The sequence below is a fragment of the Parendozoicomonas haliclonae genome (assembly GCF_900174585.1).
Lineage (GTDB): Bacteria > Pseudomonadota > Gammaproteobacteria > Pseudomonadales > Endozoicomonadaceae > Sansalvadorimonas > Sansalvadorimonas haliclonae.
Map to the genome: position 1 here is coordinate 338,754 of NZ_FWPT01000005.1, position 17,882 is coordinate 356,635.

The following is a 17,882-nucleotide window of genomic DNA, read 5'->3' on the forward strand; positions in this document are numbered from 1 at the left end:
CTGGCTGACAGTTAGCAAAACCGGCAGGTTCGCGACACTCTTTGATAACGATCAATTGCAAAAGTCGCTTGACCAAGGGTACGGTAAAAAATATATAGTTGTGCAAATTTTGATAATACTCGTCCCGGACACACTCCCGGAGGGGTAGCAAAACAGGATGTGAGCTAATCGTTTATGGGTAAATCTCTGGTTATTGTGGAGTCGCCGGCCAAGGCGAAGACCATCAATAAATACCTGGGCAAGGAATTCGTGGTGAAGTCCAGTGTCGGACATATCCGCGACCTTCCGGTGAGTGGCACGGGCCAGCGTAAGCCGGTGGATGCCAAAGCCAGGGCCAGAGCCGCGGCGGAGTCTCGCAAGCTCAGCCCGGAAGAGCGTGAGCGCCAGAAGAAGATCAAAGCCCACCGTCAGCTTATCGAGCGGATGGGTGTTGACCCTGACAATAACTGGGATGCCCACTACGAGGTTCTGCCCGGTAAAGAGAAGGTGGTCGAAGAACTGCGCCGCCTGGCCGAAAATGCCGACACCGTCTATCTCGCAACGGATTTGGACCGCGAAGGGGAAGCCATTGCCTGGCACCTGCAACAGACCATTGGTGAAAATGTTGCTCCCTACAAGCGGGTCACCTTTAACGAAATCACCAAATCTGCCATTACCGAAGCCTTCCAGCGTCCGGATGAGCTGAACATTGACCGTGTAAATGCCCAGCAGGCCCGTCGCTTCCTCGACCGGGTTGTAGGTTACATGGTCTCTCCATTGCTTTGGGCCAAGATTGCCCGTGGTCTGTCAGCCGGTCGGGTACAGTCCGTTGCGGTGCGATTGATCGTTGACCGTGAGCGGGAGATCCGCAGCTTTAACCCGGAAGAGTTCTGGGAAGTCTATGCCGATCTGGAAGCCAGCAAAGGCACCAAGGTGCGCTTCCAGGTAGAAAAACAGAAAGGCGAGAAGTTCCGGCCTACCAATGCCGAGCAGGCCAATACTGCAGTGGCTCAGTTGCAGGCGGCCAGCTATCAGGTGGCAAGCCGTGAAGACAAGCCAACTTCTACCAAACCACCGGCACCATTTATTACCTCCACCCTGCAGCAGGCGGCGAGTACCCGTCTTGGCTTCTCGGTGAAGAAAACCATGACCATGGCTCAGCGTCTCTATGAAGCCGGTCATATCACTTACATGCGTACCGACTCCACCAATCTGAGTGGGGAAGCAGTGGCCAACGTTCGTGACTTTATCGGCGATGTGCTGGGTAAGCAGTACCTGCCGGAAAATCCAAACGTTTACTCCAGCAAGGATGGCGCTCAGGAGGCTCACGAAGCGATTCGTCCTTCTGACGTTAAGCTGGAGCCAAACAAGCTGAAAGGCATGGAGCGCGATGCAGAGCGCCTGTACGAACTTATCTGGCGTCAGTTCGTCGCCTGCCAGATGCCTCCGGCCCAGTATCTGAGTACCAGTGTTATCGTTAAGGCCGGAGACTTTGATCTGAAAGTCCGTGGCCGTACCCTGAAATTTGATGGTTTCACCAAGGTGTTGCCGCCTGTTTCCGGCAAAGGGGAAGACGTTATCCTGCCAGCAATGGAGAAAGGTCAGACCCTGGACCTGCAGACTATTGATCCACGCCAGCTGTTTACCAAGCCACCGGCCCGCTTCTCGGAAGCCGCTTTGGTGCGTGAACTGGAAAAGCGTGGTATTGGTCGTCCATCCACTTACGCATCCATCATCTCCACAATTCAGGATCGTGGTTATGTTACCCTGAAGAATCGTCGATTCTATGCCGAGAAGATGGGCGATATCGTGACCGACCGTCTGGTTGAGAACTTCCATGATCTGCTGGACTACAGCTTTACCGCCCGCATGGAAGAGAACCTCGACCATGTAGCCAACGGTGAAACCGACTGGAAAGTGTTGTTGAACGGTTTCTACGACGATTTCAGCAAGACTCTGGAGCATGCCGAGCAGAAAGAAGGCGGCATGCGTGCCAACGAACCGGTTATGACCGATATTCCTTGCACCGACTGTGGTCGTCCGATGCAGATTCGTACCGCCAGTACCGGTGTATTCCTGGGCTGTTCCGGTTATGCGCTGCCTCCGAAGGAGCGCTGCAAGAAAACCATGAACCTGGTACACGGTGAAGAAGTCATCAATGCCGATGATGAAAACGCCGAGGTTAATGCATTGCGTGCCAAGCGTCGCTGTCCGATCTGCTCCACTGCCATGGAAAGCTATCTGCTGGATGAAACCCGCAAGATTCATATCTGCGGTAATAACCCGGACTGCGTTGGTTATGAGATCGAAGCAGGTCAGTTCAAGATCAAGGGTTATGAAGGCCCGATCATTGAGTGCGACAAGTGCGGCTCGGATATGCAGCTGAAAGCCGGACGCTTTGGCAAATACTTTGGTTGTACCAATGAAGACTGCAAGAACACCCGAAAGCTGCTGAAAAACGGTGAAGCGGCTCCGCCGAAGATGGATCCGGTGGATATGCCGGAACTGGCCTGTCAGAAGGTTGATGACCATTACGTTCTGCGTGATGGTGCTTCCGGCCTGTTCCTGGCAGCGAGCAAGTTCCCGAAAAACCGGGAAACCCGCGCACCGTTTGTTCACGAACTGATTCCACACAAGACGGCTATCGATCCGAAATACCACTTCTTGCTGGATGCGCCAGTGAAGGATCCGGATGGTAACCCATCCATGATTCGTTACAGCCGCAAGACCAAGCAGCAGTATGTAATGACGGAAGTGGAAGGCAAGGCCAGTGGCTGGCAGGCCTTCTATGTTGATGGCAAGTGGGACATCACCGACAAGCGCAAGAAGAAATAATCTCAAGCATGGCTCTAATCGAACCCGTTCGCTTTGCGAACGGGTTTTTTATAGGCTGTGCGCAGTAAAAGGGGAGACGTCATGTCGGAACTGGCAGGTTTTACCAATAAGAAACTGGTGATGGCGGCAGCTCAGGTGCGGGTTATGGCTCAGGAAGAGGGGCTGGCCCAACAAAGCTTTCAGGAAGGCGCGCTATCGCATCTTTACAGTGCACTGACCGGTTTATTGGGGGAAGTGCTGGCGAGCCATCAGCTGGCTGTCGCACCGATATCACCCGAGCAGGCTCAACTACTGTTAAAACAAAATAATGTACATTCAGGGCTGGCAGAAGAAATCCTTCACCTAGCCCACGATGGATGGGGGCGGGATATGTTGCGAGCCTACGCAATGCAGCAATCATTCAATACAGCTGCACAGATGTTTCAAGGTGGAGAGACATTGATTGCTCGCTTTTCTGATGGACATCCTGTCCAGCAAGACACAGTCACTGTTGAAAGTTTAAAGCTTTGGCAGAATGCGATGCAGGAATTAATTCAGAATATTCGGGGACAGATGCAGGAGTGGTAAACGCCCTGTATGCCAGATTGGCACCCCCTTACCCCCGACGCTGACGAATAATCACACCAGCGCTATCACCAATGCTGGCAGCCTGCTCCAGATCTCCCATCACCATGGCCGGGGACTGGCTTAGCCAGCTGATCACAGTATGGCTGTTACCGGCCGCCAGTACTTTTCTACTCAGACTGAGGCAGCCTTGCTCATCTTCCGCAGTCAGCAGCAACAGCTTGTTGACCACCACTCCGGTGGTTTTCAGCCAGCGACTGATATCACGGGCCTGGCCCTGACTGCAGATCAGCGTCAACCAGCGAGGGCTGTGATTGCGGCTGAGCTGGGTCAGCATCGGGGCAATCAGGGCTGCCATGCTGAACCCTAAAGAGGGGAGGATCACTTCACTAATACGATCCTCAAGGGCTGCGCTTGCGGGTGCAGATTCGGGGGCGGGCTGTGACCAGACCAGATCGAGGTTGCTCTGCAGCTGAGTATTCATAAATCGCTCCTCAGTGGTTCCGGTGTGTTAGTGGCGAATCACGCCAACACTCAGGCCTTCAATATCCAGGTGTTCATAGCTCAGATCGACTTTGATAGGCGCAAAGTCTTCGTTCTCAGGATGTAGACAGACAATATTGCCTTTGCGTTCAAATCGTTTCACCGTCACTTCATCTTCAATACGGGCCACCACGATCTGGCCATTATGGATATCTTTGGTCTTGTGAACCGCCAGCAGATCACCATCCATAATCCCGATGTTCTTCATACTCATGCCTTTAACCCGCAGCAGGTAGTCGGCTTTAGGACGGAAGAAGTCAGCAGGGAGCTGGCAGTGGTTTTCAATATGTTCCTGAGCCAGGATCGGAGCACCGGCAGCGACCTGACCAATAATCGGGAGACCGGCTTCATCATTGATTGCTTCACTGGATGTCTGGGCCGCAGGAATACGAATACCACGAGAGGTACCAGGGATAATCTCAATGGCGCCTTTACGGGCCAGTGCCTTTAAATGATCTTCTGCGGCATTGGCAGAGCGGAAACCAAGCTGCTGAGCAATTTCTGCACGGGTAGGGGGGAAACCGGTGGCTTCAATATGTTCCCGGATCAGTTCAAGAATCTGGGTTTGGCGTGGTGTCAGCTTAATCATAAGTGATGATCTGTGTTTTTATACAGTAACTGTGATTGTATACAGTATTTTCCACTGTGCAAGTTTCATTTGCTGAAAAACTTGACTTGGAGGGGGATTTATAAAACATTTGTTTCAAACGATTGTTTGTTTCCCTTCCCTCAGAAAGTACTTTGGAAGCGTTAGGGAAACCACAGAAATAACAGACAGGCAGCCTATGGCACACAACGATACTGTAGAGCGCATTCTTGATGCTGCTGAGATTTTATTCGCGGAGAAAGGATTTGCAGAGACCTCTCTCCGCTCCATTACCAGTCGAGCCAATGTGAACCTGGCGGCAGTCAATTATCACTTTGGCTCCAAAAAGGTTCTGATTCAGGCGGTGTTCACTCGTTTTCTTGATCCGTTTGCGGAAGGGCTGTCCAAAACACTGGATGACATTGAAGCTGCCGGTAAAGAGCCAGAGCTTGAAGCACTGATCGCACTACTGTTTAAGGAAGTCCTCAAGGTTAAGCCTCGCGGCCAGAACGATATCAAAATCTTTATGCGCCTGCTGGCTATCGCCTATGCCCAGGCTCAGGGACACTTGCGCAAACACCTGCAAAATATCTACGGTACCGTCTTCCGCCGTTATCTGAAGCTGGTCATGGTGGCCGCTCCGGACCTGCCTCTTTATGAGCTGTACTGGCGCATCAACTTTATGATGGGCTCGGTCATCTTCACGCTCTCCGATTTTGATACACTGGATGCTATCGGACAGGCAGAACATCAGCAGAAAGCCAGTATGGAACAGACCATGATGCGTCTGGTACCGTTTCTGGTATCCGGGATGCAGGCTCCACGCCCTGAAGACATGCCTGAACGTCCTTAATATTTACTTGGTTCTGCAGGGAGCAGATGCACGTGGCTATTGCTATCAATATCTCTGCGCAGCAGTTGACTCTTACCACTCCGGAGAAAACCTGGCACTGGCCGGTTTCTACCGGTGCCAGGGGAGCCGGACAGGAAGAGGGGAGTTGGCAAACCCCATTAGGGCGCCACTTTATCCGCGCCCGTATCGGTGAAGGTCTGGATCCTTATGCCGTGTACCGTGCCCGACGTCCTACCGGAGAGTGCTGGACCCCCGAATTGCACGCTTCCCAACTTGGCCGGGACTGGATCTTAGGCCGCATTCTCTGGTTATGCGGTGATGAGCCGGGCTTTAACCGCCACGGCAATGTCGATACCCAGCGTCGTTTTATCTATATCCACGGTACGCCGGACAGTGAACCCATGGGAATACCAGCCTCACACGGCTGCATTCGTATGCGCTGCTCTGACCTTGTGGAACTGTTTCCATTGACCACACCGGGCATGCCCGTCACTATTCATCTGTAGACAGTTTTCTCTGACATTATTCTGATATAGGTCCTTCGTAGGGAGCATTACGAATGACGGTCCAAAACGGATATTTTCTTGTGGCCGATATTGCCGGCCACATCCTGAGCACCGAAGAACGCCAGCGTCTCAACCATCCCGCGCTGGCAGGTATCATTCTTTTTACCCGAAACTTTTCCAGCCGTGAGCAGCTATTGGATCTGATTGCCTCCATACGCGCTGAAAACCCGCAGCTGCTGATCATGGCTGATCAGGAAGGGGGGCGGGTTCAGCGTTTTCGTGGTGACGGTTTTACCGAAGTCCCTGCCATGGGTCGTTTTGGTCAGCTTTATCAGCGAGACTCTGAGCGTGCCTGCGCTTTAATCCGCGAAACCGGCTGGCTTCTGGCCTCTGAGCTTTTGGCATCAGGTATTGATCTGGGGCTGGCACCGGTTCTGGACCTGGATCGTGGCATCAGCCGCGTGGTAGGTGACCGTAGTTTTGGTGTTGAGCCTGAGATCGTCAGCACTCTTGCCAATGCTTATCTGGAAGGTATGCATGAAGCGGGTATGGCCGCTGTCGGCAAGCATTTCCCGGGCCATGGTGGTGTCGGCATTGATTCCCATATTGCCCTGCCGGTTGATCGTCGAACCGCAGAGCAGCTGCAGGAAGATATTCAGCCTTTTGCCGCACTTGTTCAGGCTGGTATTGATGGCGTTATGCCGGGCCATATCTGCTATCCAGCAGTCGACAGCGAAGCAGCAGGCTTCTCATCCCATTGGCAGCAAAAGGTATTACGCCAACAGCTTGGTTTTAACGGTGTGATCTTCAGCGATTGCTTGAGTATGGCGGGTGCCAGTATTGGCGGTACAGCTGTTGAAAGGGTTGAGAAGGCCCTGACGGCCGGTTGTGATCTCACGCTGGTGTGCAATACCCCCGATGATGTTGCCAGCATACTGGAGGCTTTTGATAACGGACGCTTTACCGCTGATCGTAAAGCGAGTCAGGAACGTATTCATCAACTGTTGAAATGGCGAACGCATACAATCCCAACCTGGCCCGAGCTAATAGGCTCCGAGCGTCGTCAACAACTACTGGCGGCTTTCTCTGAACTCTGAAGATGAAATGCAGATAGACGGTCATATCTGTCTATCTGCCACCCTGAATTCTTCACGCGTAAAATTTCCCCAGCCATTCCCTGCATTATCAAATCGTTAACTATACTGCTCCCTCGATAACTTCACGTAATGTTCTGCAATGTGTCAGTAAGTTATTGATATATAGCGCTGCGTGATATGTCGTCCTATCTGCTATGGAGCCCCTCCTTTGAGTCCTAACGCATTGGCATCAGACCGGGAGCTGGTCTTGCTGTCGCCACTCTCCGGCCTGATATTACCGCTGACTGAAGTTCCCGATCCCGCTTTTGCGCAGCGCATGATGGGTGATGGCATTGCCATTGACCCGACCAGCAACAGGGTGGTTTCTCCCGTAGATGGCACCGTCAGCCAGCTTTTCCGAACCCATCATGCCCTGACACTGACCACGGCCCACAATAAAAAAATCCTGATTCATATCGGTCTTGATACCGTTGCATTAAAAGGTGAGGGCTTTAAGCCTCTTGTTGCTGAAGGTGATACGGTCACCGCCGGTCAGCCACTGATCGAATTCGATATGGATTATCTGGCACAGCATGCCCGCAGCCTGATCACCCCGGTGCTGATCGATCAACCGAAAGGTGCCCAACTTTCAGGGCTGGCACAGGGATTTGTCGAGGGCGGTAAAACACCATTAATGCGACTAGCCGACAGTGGCAGTACAGGTGCTCAACCCAGTGCTGCTGTTTCCGGCGAACCTGATGCCATAGCCGAGGTCGTAATTCCCAATCCAACCGGTCTACATGCCCGTCCATCGGCTGTTTTTGTTAAGGAGCGTAGTGGCTTTACCGCTGAAGTCCGTCTGTCCTGCAACGGCATTGATGGCCGTTCCGACAGTGTCACGGAAATCATGAAACTCAACACCCGACAGGGTGATGTGCTGACCATTAAAGCCTGGGGTGATGATGCAGAAGCGGCAGTGAAAGCGCTGGTCACTGCTGTACAAAGTGGGCTCGGTGAGGATGTTTCAAGTTTCAAAGTGGATAGTGCCGGTGTTCATACCCCCATTCCTGAAGAGCAGCCCCTGCTTAGCTATGGCAGCAATGATCCGAATCGTCTTTCCGGTGTTAAGGCGGCCCCCGGCCGGGCAGTCGGCAAAATTGTTCATGCCGGAGACCTTGAATTCCATTATCAGGATCACACTGCTGACAGTCAGGCTGAGAAGGCCTTGCTGGAGCAAAGCCTGACGCGGGTGCGAAACACTCTCAGTCAGCTGGTTTCATCTCTGCAATCAGAAGATAAGAAGGAGCAATCCGAAATTTTTGCCGCGCATCTAGTGCTTCTTGATGATCCGGCTATTGCCAGCAATGTCCGGGCGCGTATTGATCAGGGTTTCAGTGCTGGCTTTGCCTGGGATAAAACCATTGAAGAGGAAGTCGGGGCACTGCGTGGTTTGAATAATCCGATTCTGGCTGGACGCGCTGCGGATATTCAGGATGTTGGTAATCGCGTACTGGCGGACCTGACCGGTGTTTCGGTAACAGCGGATGCATGGCCGGAGAATGCTATTCCGGTGTATCGCGATGTGACCCCTTCTGACCTTTTGACCCTGGACCTTTCCAAAGTAGTAGGACTATGCAGCCTGGAAGGCGGTGCCAGCTCCCATGCCGCCATTATCTCGCGCTCGCTTGATCTTCCTTATCTGGCCGGTGTCGATAGCCAGATTCACGATCTGGTGAATGGCACGCAGGTCATCATTAATGCTGATAAAGGCTATGTGCAGCTTAATCCAACGGCTGAGGATATTGAGCGTTGTCAGAACTACAAACAAAAGGCCGAAGCCGAGTATCAGGCGGCACTGCAGATCGCTTCGGAACATGCCGTTACCAGTGATGGTACCGCCATCGAGGTAGCAGCCAATATCGGCAGCCTGGCCGATGCAAAAAAAGCTGTCGAGCTGGGTGCCGAAGGTGTGGGACTGTTGCGCACCGAGTTCCTCTATCTGGACCGTATCACAGCGCCAACGGAAGACGAGCAGACTGAAATTTACACCGATATCCTCCAGGCCATGGGCCCTGATCGCCCGGTGATTATCCGCACCCTGGATGTCGGAGGGGATAAACCCTTAGCCTATCTGCCGCTGCCAGCCGAGGAGAATCCGTTTCTTGGGGAGCGGGGGATTCGAGTCGGTATTAACCGCCCCAGTATTCTGCGCACCCAAATCCGTGCGCTGTTGCGTAGCGCCAAGGCCGGCAAGTTACGAGTTATGCTGCCAATGATCGGCTCACTGGATGAGTTCCGGGCGGTTAAAAAATTGATGGATGACGAGTCCGCCAATCTGAATACCAGTGTTGAGCTGGGAATCATGATCGAAGTGCCGTCTGCTGCCCTGATGGCTCAGGAGCTGGCCCGGGAGGCCGCATTCTTCTCCATCGGTACCAATGACCTGACGCAATACACTTTGGCTATGGATCGCGGTCATCCTCGTATGGCCAGCAGGATCGATGGCCTGCATCCCGCTGTACTGCGTATGATTGCCATGACCTGTAAGGGTGCAGCTGCCGAACAGCGCTGGACTGGTGTTTGCGGTGGCCTTGCCAGTGATCTTGATGCCATACCACTACTGCTAGGGCTGGGAGTCAACGAACTCTCCGTCAGTGTGCCAACCCTGCCGCTGGTCAAGGCGAAAGTCCGTCAACTGGATATAACCCGATGCCGGAAGCTGGCTTCCGAGGCGCTTAATAGGGAAGACGGTGCTCAGGTACGTGCGCTGCTGAAGCAATGGCAAGAACAGGAGTGAACTGATCCATGTCTGTCTTTAACACACTGTTCGCCAATCTGCAGAAGGTTGGTAAGGCATTAATGCTGCCGGTTGCGGTGATGCCTGCGGCCGGTATTTTGCTCGGCATCGGTGCAGCCGGCTTTGATGTGATTCCTGATGTCGTCAATATGGTGATGGCTCAGGCCGGTGGTGCGATTTTTGGCAACCTGCCGGTGATTTTCGCGATTGGTGTTGCCCTGAGTTTTACTGAAAATGATGGTGTCGCAGCCTTATCAGCCATGGTTGGCTACGCGGTAATGATCGCGGTAATGGGGGTGATTGCCCAGCATTTGGGCATCGAGACCAAGATGATCTGGGGTATGCCATCGATTGAGACCGGCGTTATGGGCGGGATTATTATTGGTGGTGTCGCCAGTACGCTGTTCAATAAATATTACCGCATACAGTTGCCGGAATATCTTGGATTCTTTGCCGGTAAACGTTTCGTGCCCATTGTCACTGCTTTTGCTGCAATCATAGTTGCTGCCGTGCTGGTTGTGGTTTGGCCTCCTATTGGCAGTGCGATCCAAAGCTTTTCCGGCTGGGCAGCTGAGGGTAACCCAGAAGCGGCCTTTACCCTCTACGGAGTGGTAGAACGCTCGCTGATTCCCTTCGGCCTGCACCATATCTGGAATGTTCCGTTCTTCTATGAGACTGGCAGCTTTATTGATCCGCAGACGGGTAAAGAGCTCACTGGTGAGATTGCCCGTTATGTCGCGGGTGACCCAACGGCCGGCAATATGGCCGGTGGTTATCTGTTCAAGATGTTTGGTCTACCTGCCGCTGCCATTGCGATCTGGCACAGTGCCAAGCCGGAAAACAGAAAGCGCATAGCGTCCATTATGATCTCAGCGGCGCTGACCTCTTTCCTGACCGGGATTACTGAGCCGATAGAATTTGCCTTTATGTTTGTGGCGCCCATTCTGTATGTGATCCATGCCTTGCTTGCCGGTGTCGCTTACTTCACCTGTATCGCCTTGGGCGTCAAGCATGGCATGACCTTTTCCCACGGTTTTATTGACTATGTTTTGCTGTATTCACAGTCCACCAACGGTTGGGGGGTTGTGGTGCTGGGTCTGATCTTTGCTGCGGTTTACTACCTGATCTTCCGGCTGGTTATTCGGGCGATGGATCTCAAGACCCCAGGCCGTGAGGATGAAGAAACTGGTGCAGCCATTTCCGGAGAAGGGGATGAGATGGCCAGGGAGCTGGTTATTGCCTTTGGTGGCCCATCCAATATCAAAACCCTGGATGCCTGCATTACCCGTCTGAGAATCTCGGTCTATGACCCGGCCATCGTTAATGATGCCCGCCTCAAGCAACTTGGGGCCAGTGGTGTTGTCCGTGTTGGTGGTGGTGTTCAGGCAATCTTCGGGCCCAAATCCGATAACCTCAAAACTGATATGAATATCTTCCTGCAGAATCCGGCCAATGTGGCAGAGGCCGAAGCGGCAACTCAGGCGGCATCTGTGGCCCATGGAGAACCAGCTTCTACAGATGCAGCTGCAAGTGATGTGGCGGCAGAGACTCTGGCACTGGATCCCGCACAGCTACAGCGCACTGTTACGGCTTTAGGCGGCCGGGCCAATATTCAATCGGCAACAACCTGCGCCATTAGCCGAGTTCGGCTTGAACTGGTCGATGTCACCAAACTCGATAAGGACGCGCTGCAGAAAGAAGATATCGGGATATCGGTGATCGACGGTAAGAATATTGTGTATATGGTGGTTGGGGAGCGTTCAGCACCGAGCTGGCAATCTTCAATCACTGCACAACTGGCCTGAGTCAATAAACTGTACGGTCGGAATCGCAATGATTTCGGCCTTTCTGTATAAAGTACCGTGAGAGCCGTATAGTACATCCGGCTCGCACTATTTACTCTCGTGAAACTCGAAGTGATGATGAAAATACTTCCATCCTATGCCGTGGTAGATTCCCTTAAGCAGCACGCCGATCAGGCGTCAGCAGCCACAATCCAATCCTATCAGGCTGAAACCGGCCGTACCGAAAGGATGGCTACCACTGCAGCAGGACTGACCCTCGACTTCTCCCGCCATCTGATCAGCGAACAGGGTCTGAATGAACTGATCAAGCTGGCCGAACAGGCTGGCGTTGAAGCTAAACGCACCGCCATGTTTGCCGGTGAAAAAATTAACAAATCCGAAGGCCGTGCCGTTCTGCACACCGCGCTGCGCCATATGGGTGACCGTCTGGTCATGGTAGACGGCGAAGACGTTATGCCTGCGGTGCGTGATACCTTGTCCCGTATCTCTTCCCTGTGCGATACCGTACATGCCGGTCAGTGGACAGGCTGGAGCGGCAAGCCGGTCAAGCATATCGTCAATATTGGTATCGGTGGCTCCTACCTGGGCATCAAGACTGCACTGGATGGCCTGCGTCCTTACCAGCGCAAAGATTTGCAGGCCCACTATGTGGTCAATGTCGACCCCGCTGATCTGGCAAAAACCCTCGCTGTTATCGACCCGGAAACCACACTGTTTATCATCTGTTCCAAATCCTTCACCACGATGGAAACCCGGGTAAATGCGGAAGCTGCCAAGGCCTGGATGCTGGAACAGGGAATGCCGGAAGCCGACAGTGCCCGTCACTTTATCGCGGTATCCAACAATATCGCCAAAGCCACGGCTTTCGGTATCGCCGAAGAGAATATCCTGCCATTGTGGGACTGGGTTGGAGGCCGCTATTCATTGTGGTCTGCCATTGGTGTAATGATTCCGCTAATGACCAGCTTTGCCATCTTCAAACGTCTGCTGATCGGTGCTTTCGAGATGGACGAGCATTTTCAGAATGCACCACTGGAAGACAATATGCCAGTGATCATGGGCCTTCTGGGTATCTGGTACAGCAACTTCTTTGAGGCCCAGAGCCACGCCGTACTCAGCTATGCCAGTGATCTTGATGCCTTCCCTGGCCATCTCCAGCAGATGGATATGGAAAGTAACGGTAAGCGCGTCACGGCAGACGGTCAGCCTGTAGACTGGCAGACCGGCCCGGTTATTTGGGGTGGTGTCGGCACCAATGGTCAGCACGCCTATCACCAGTTGCTGCATCAGGGCACCCGTCTGATTCCGGTTGATATTGTTGCCGCACTGGAAAGCCACAACCCGGTTGCTGAGCATCAGGACTGGCTGTTTGCCCACGCCCTGGCTCAGGCTCAGGCCTTGGCCTACGGCTGTCAGGAGGACCAGATTCGTGCAGAAATGGCCGAGAAGGGCGCCTCACAGGCCGAAATCGATATGCTGGCCCCACAGAAGGTGATTCCAGGCAACAAGCCGGTTTCGCTGCTAATTATGGACAAGCTCGAACCGGAAACCCTGGGGGCTTTGATTGCCCTGTATGAACACAAGGTCTTTGTTCAGGGTGCCATCTGGGAGCTGAACAGCTATGACCAGTTCGGTGTCGAGCTGGGTAAGGTCCTGGGTGATCAGATCTTTGAACAGCTGACCGCCGACAGTGCAGTTAACGAAGCCGACGCCGGCCTCAATCAGTGGCTGCAGCGTTATCGTCAGAAGCACCATCGCGCCTGATTCCCTTCTTTCCGGTCAGTCAGCTCTGGCTGACCGGGAGTTGCCTATACTGGTCTTTCCCTGAACTCTGCCTTGCTTTTTGAAATAAGCGTGTGGGCAGTCAGCAAGTGTCAGACCTTTTCATGGAATACCTCACCGAATTCAAAAGCTGGATCAGCACCTACGAAAGCTGGATTATCCAGGTCGTAGTTGCTGGCGTCATTACCACTGTTATTCACTTTGGCGCCCGGGTTCTGCTCGCCCGTCTCGATAAGAAACTCGAAAACAGTCAAAAGCTGTGGGACGAATCGCTGGTCTATGCCATTCGTCTGCCTTTGCAGGTCATTATCTGGCTGGCAGGTCTTATGTGGATGGCCAATATCGCAGATCTGGAAACCAAGGCCGCCATCTTTCAGGGCGTCAGTCGTCTGCATGAACTGATGGTTATGGGGGTACTGTCCTGGACCATTATTCGCTTTGTTAACCGTCTGGAAAAACGCTTTCTGGCCATAGGCCCACGGGTCATGCAGTCCAAGGTTGACCCAACCACGGCTATGGCGATCAGCAAGCTGGTACGGGTTATTATCTTCTTTGTCACCGGACTGGTGATACTGCAGGCCGCAGGATATAGCCTGTCCGGTGTGCTGGCCTTTGGCGGCGTTGGTGGCGTTGCCGTCGGCTTTGCTTCCAAGGATCTGCTGGCCAATTTTTTTGGTGGCATGATGATCTCTATGGATCGCCCCTTCAAAGTCGGCGACTGGATTTCCTCACCGGATAAGCAGATTGAAGGCACAGTGGAATATATTGGCTGGAGGCTGACCCGTATCCGTACCTTTGATAAGCGGCCGCTGTACGTCCCCAACTCCATGTTTACCAGTATTTCGGTAGAAAACCCGTCCCGTATGCTGAACCGCCGGATCAAGCAGGTGATAGGGCTGCGCTATTGTGATGCCGGTGTTATGGGGGAGGTACTGGCTGATATTCGCAGCTATCTGGCCAGCCAGCCGGAAATTGATGATAACCAGCTGTCGATGGTGAATTTTATCTCTTTCGGGGAATCGACCCTGAACTTCCAGATCTACTGCTTTACCCGTACCTGTGACTGGAGCAAGTACCTGATGGTGCAGGAGGATATCCTGCTGCATATCGTCGAGATTATTCATAGCCACGGTGCCGATATTGCCTTTCCTACCCGTACTCTCGACCTTCCAGAGGGACTTTTCGGCCAGACAGAACAAGAGCCTGTGCAACGACAGGACTCCCCACCAGCCCAGCCAGAAGATAGTAATGCCGAAATTCCGGCAGGGCAGGGCGGATAACTCCCAAAGAGTGCCAGCGGGTTGGCAGGGTGAAATTGCTATAACAGAACTAATCCCTTCTACAGATGGCCGGTCATGGATGTACTGATTGTTGAGGATGCCCGGGATCAGCGGCGTCTGCTCTGTAAGGTGGTCGGCAAGCTGGGCTACCGGGTCCATGAGGCTGAGGACGGCCTGCAGGCTCTGCAGGTTCTGGCAGCGGAGCCTGCGATTCGAGTGGTTATCAGTGACTGGATGATGCCAAACCTTGATGGTATTGGCTTATGTGAAGCCATCCGCTCCGGCCAGTTTAATCGTTATATCTATTTTATTTTGCTGACTGGCAAGGCCGACAAGGAAGCCATGGTTGAAGGTCTGTCTGTTGGGGCAGATGATTTCCTTAACAAACCTGTCGATTACCGCGAGCTGGAAGTACGCCTTAAGGGCGGGCAACGGGTAACTGAGCTCGAACAGGCTTTGGATCAGAAAAACCATCAGTTGAGCAAGGCCCTCGATATCGTACAGCAGGATCTGGCCTCTGCGGCAGAAACCCAGGAACGACTGCTGGCTTCACCGGCGACAATTCAGAATATTGGCTTTGACTGGCACTTCAAACCCAGCAAGATCCTGGGCGGCGATATGTTTGGCTACCACGCCGTCGATGATGAGCATGTGATGTTCTACCAGCTCGATGTCGCGGGTCACGGTATCCCTTCTGCTTTGTTTTCCTTTGCGATCAATAACTTGCTGATGGATGTTGATAGCCCTTCTTCCATAGTCCGTGAACAAACGACCAAGGCACCGTATATCCGGGTACTGCCGCCAGATGAAGTTGTCAGCCGGCTGAATCATCGCTTCCAGACCACTGCGGACAACATGCTCTATTTCACCATGAGCTACGGCCTTATCCATTCCCCTAGCGGGCGGGTCCGGCTCTGCCATGCCGGTCACCCACCAACGCTCTGGTTAAGACCGGGTGAGGGCACAGTGCATCGCCTGGAGTCTGGTGGTGTGCCGGTAGGCATGGTGCCGGGAATGAACTGGCGTACTGAAGAGTTTCAATTGCGTCCGGGCGATCGGCTGTTTCTCTACTCCGATGGCCTGACCGAGTGTGAAAACCCGGATGGAGAGATGTTTTCCGAGCAAAGGCTCTGTGCAGCCTTGCAGGACGCTGGCAGCCAGCCGATGAACACCATGATCAGCCAGGTTTGGAGTGATCTGTGCCAGTGGCGGGGCGGCGAGAGTTTTGATGATGATATGACCGGGCTGGTGTTGGAGTATCAGGGAGAGTGAAGTATGGGCTTCAGTAATCGTCAGGAAGCGGATAAAACCGTTGTTGAGATAGGAGAGGCGCGGCTGGATGCCAGTCAGGCGACTCCTTTTCGGGACTATATGTTTGATTTGATCAATCAGGGACAGACCCAGCTGGTGGTGGATCTGTCACAGGTTAATTTTATGGACAGCAGTGGCCTTGGCGCCATTGTCTCTGTGCTTAAGCAGCTGGGGGACAAAGGGGCAGTCGAACTCGCCAGTCCGCAAAAGGCGGTCAACGATCTATTTGACCTGACCTGTATGGATCAGATTTTCACTATTCACCCGAGTGTGGATCAGGCACTGAGCGGAAAACCCCATTGACGGATAAAGCCTCACAGCAGCCCAGCCAGACCCTGACCCTCAGCATCGACAGCCGGTTGGAAGATACCGTTTTGGTCGCCATGGCTGTTCGCGGTGTATGTGCCATGACGGCCATGAGCCAGAAGGAACTCAATCGGATGGAGCTCTGTGTGGTTGAGGTGGTTAACAATGCTATCGAACATGCCTATCAGGGCAGGAGCGGTCATCGTATTGAGGTCGAGCTGATCTACAGTCCGGAGGAGAATCTGGAAATTGTGGTTTCGGACTATGGCAGTGCCATGCCTGAAGAGGTCAGACCCGAAAACAAGAAAGAACTGGTGGTGCCGGATCCCCACAATCCGGACACCTTGCTGGCATCCGGTCGTGGATTGGCCATTGTCGAGAAGCTAATGGATCACATCCATTATCAAAGCCATGAAGGGCGTAACTCCTTCCATATGTTCAGGGCACTGTAGACGGGCTTTGTACCGGTAAAGCCGACTGTGTTTGCAGGGCATTCACTCTAGTCTCACCAGAAATACCTTCAGCCGATTGTGGTTCAGCAGCAACAGCTTCTACCGGCGGTGCCGGCGTCCATGGTGTTACCTTGATCAGAATACCCGCATCCGGATTATCGATATAAATCAGCTTGTTCAATTGCACCCGCTGGCTGGCATTGAATGGTCGGTTGGTAAGAAATGCCGGCTTCGGTTCTTCAACGATTGCAACAGACTCAGTGTCCAGAGGCTGTTCGGCATTAACACTCAAGACCAATGACTCAGTGGCTTCTGTAGAAACAGGGGCCGGAATCATCTGTCCGGTCACCGGATCCATGATCAATGGTTGTGGCTTGATTGGTTGAGACCGGGCAAGTTCCAACGCTGCCAGCTCTTGAGCCACAAGTTCGGGATCCAGAGTGCTGATCCACAGCTCGGTGTTGATATGCAGGAACCGGCGCAATGAGAATTCCAGAGTGCCTTCCAATTCATAACTGCGACTGTCCTTGCCGACTGCCAGGCTACGACCACCTTCCACCAGTACTGAAACAACATCGCCTTCACGGGTCAGAGGCATACGCCAGCTGCCAGACCAAAGAGGAATGTAGTTACGGGCCCGTTTCAGGGTTTTCATCTCTTTACTCAGCAGAGATTGATCCGCTGGCAAGAGAATAAAAGGGTCACGCTCCGGATCAGGTGCTGGCAACTCGACTGCAGGCATCGGCTTTGCCTGAGCTTTAGGTGTAGTAGAGGCAGCAGAAGCAGTATCAAGAGCTGTAACCGTAGCTTCCGGGATGCTCGCGACTGAAGGATCCACGATAGGCTCAGACAATCCACTCTGCTGGTTTTCAGCAAGTTCAGCCAGCTTGGTCTGTTTACGTGCTTCCAGAATCTGCTCAACAGTCTGTAACCGCAAAGCGGATTGTGGCTTGGCATGCTCGGTAACGGCCGGTGTTTTCTCTTTGGTCGCAGACTGACTGTCCTGACTAAAGATCATCACATCAAACTGATACCAGATCTGTTCCGGTGTCTCTTCCTGGCCAGAGGTCTGCGCCATAACCGCCAGCGGAGTAGCCAGTGAACTGATCAACAGTGCCCGGCCCAAAGCCCTGGCAAAAGGTGCACGTAAAGTCATGCTTTTGGGTTCAAATTTCACAGTGTTATCACATGTTGTTAGGACCGGCTG

15 protein-coding genes are annotated in these 17,882 nt (G+C 53.2%); 12 read left to right on the top strand and 3 right to left on the bottom strand.

From position 1 onward, the window contains the following. Positions 1–174 precede the first annotated feature (174 nt). Together topA and EHSB41UT_RS12825 are read left to right on the top strand one after the other, a co-directional pair. Complete coding sequence (gene topA, locus EHSB41UT_RS12820; RefSeq protein WP_087110418.1) at positions 175–2,814, top strand: type I DNA topoisomerase; 2,640 nt, start codon at positions 175–177, stop codon at positions 2,812–2,814. Positions 2,815–2,895: 81 nt separating this feature from the next. Further along, on the top strand, positions 2,896–3,381 hold the full coding sequence (locus tag EHSB41UT_RS12825; protein WP_087110420.1) for a DUF6586 family protein: 486 nt from the start codon (positions 2,896–2,898) through the stop codon (positions 3,379–3,381). Between the two features lie 28 nt (positions 3,382–3,409). Here the strand turns inward: EHSB41UT_RS12825 and EHSB41UT_RS12830 are convergent, their stop codons facing one another. Further along, a complete protein-coding gene (locus EHSB41UT_RS12830; protein WP_087110422.1) occupies positions 3,410–3,862 on the bottom strand; it encodes a SulA-like leucine-rich domain-containing protein in 453 nt (150 codons plus the stop codon). Between the two features lie 27 nt (positions 3,863–3,889). After that, positions 3,890–4,510, bottom strand: coding sequence for a transcriptional repressor LexA (gene lexA, locus EHSB41UT_RS12835; RefSeq protein ID WP_087110424.1), 621 nt, complete (start codon positions 4,508–4,510; stop codon positions 3,890–3,892). A gap of 196 nt (positions 4,511–4,706) precedes the next feature. Here lexA and EHSB41UT_RS12840 point away from each other — a divergent pair, with 196 nt between their 5' ends. From EHSB41UT_RS12840 to EHSB41UT_RS12885, 10 genes are all read left to right on the top strand, one after another. Beyond that, positions 4,707–5,360: a TetR/AcrR family transcriptional regulator gene (locus EHSB41UT_RS12840; protein ID WP_087110426.1), complete on the top strand. Its 654-nt coding sequence runs from the start codon at positions 4,707–4,709 to the stop codon at positions 5,358–5,360. A 32-nt stretch (positions 5,361–5,392) separates the two neighbouring features. Next, positions 5,393–5,866, top strand: a complete 474-nt coding sequence (locus EHSB41UT_RS12845) for a L,D-transpeptidase family protein (RefSeq protein ID WP_423226867.1) — start codon at positions 5,393–5,395, stop codon at positions 5,864–5,866. A gap of 53 nt (positions 5,867–5,919) precedes the next feature. Next, positions 5,920–6,963 carry a beta-N-acetylhexosaminidase gene (gene nagZ, locus EHSB41UT_RS12850; RefSeq protein WP_087110429.1) on the top strand — a complete coding sequence of 348 codons (1,044 nt, stop codon included), beginning with the start codon at positions 5,920–5,922 and terminating at the stop codon, positions 6,961–6,963. Positions 6,964–7,171: 208 nt separating this feature from the next. After that, a complete protein-coding gene (gene ptsP / locus EHSB41UT_RS12855) occupies positions 7,172–9,739 on the top strand; it encodes a phosphoenolpyruvate--protein phosphotransferase (RefSeq protein WP_242667303.1) in 2,568 nt (855 codons plus the stop codon). An 8-nt stretch (positions 9,740–9,747) separates the two neighbouring features. After that, positions 9,748–11,544 carry a PTS glucose transporter subunit IIBC gene (gene ptsG, locus EHSB41UT_RS12860; RefSeq protein WP_087110431.1) on the top strand — a complete coding sequence of 599 codons (1,797 nt, stop codon included), beginning with the start codon at positions 9,748–9,750 and terminating at the stop codon, positions 11,542–11,544. 114 nt (positions 11,545–11,658) lie between these two features. Next, positions 11,659–13,308 carry a glucose-6-phosphate isomerase gene (pgi, locus tag EHSB41UT_RS12865; RefSeq protein ID WP_087110433.1) on the top strand — a complete coding sequence of 550 codons (1,650 nt, stop codon included), beginning with the start codon at positions 11,659–11,661 and terminating at the stop codon, positions 13,306–13,308. A 107-nt stretch (positions 13,309–13,415) separates the two neighbouring features. Next, positions 13,416–14,606, top strand: coding sequence for a mechanosensitive ion channel family protein (locus EHSB41UT_RS12870; protein WP_242667304.1), 1,191 nt, complete (start codon positions 13,416–13,418; stop codon positions 14,604–14,606). 75 nt (positions 14,607–14,681) lie between these two features. After that, a complete protein-coding gene (locus EHSB41UT_RS12875; RefSeq protein WP_087110437.1) occupies positions 14,682–15,878 on the top strand; it encodes a PP2C family protein-serine/threonine phosphatase in 1,197 nt (398 codons plus the stop codon). 3 nt (positions 15,879–15,881) lie between these two features. Further along, the gene (locus EHSB41UT_RS12880; protein ID WP_087110439.1) at positions 15,882–16,220 is read left to right on the top strand and encodes an STAS domain-containing protein; all 339 of its coding nucleotides are present in this window, start codon (positions 15,882–15,884) and stop codon (positions 16,218–16,220) included. Then, complete coding sequence (locus tag EHSB41UT_RS12885; protein WP_087110441.1) at positions 16,217–16,675, top strand: ATP-binding protein; 459 nt, start codon at positions 16,217–16,219, stop codon at positions 16,673–16,675. The genes EHSB41UT_RS12880 and EHSB41UT_RS12885 overlap by 4 nt, the downstream gene beginning before the upstream one ends. Here EHSB41UT_RS12885 and EHSB41UT_RS12890 read toward each other — a convergent pair. Beyond that, entirely contained in the window at positions 16,662–17,852 is a 1,191-nt protein-coding gene (locus tag EHSB41UT_RS12890) for a CsiV family protein (protein WP_087110443.1), read from the bottom strand. The two genes, EHSB41UT_RS12885 and EHSB41UT_RS12890, sit on opposite strands and share 14 nt — an antisense overlap. Positions 17,853–17,882 lie beyond the last annotated feature (30 nt).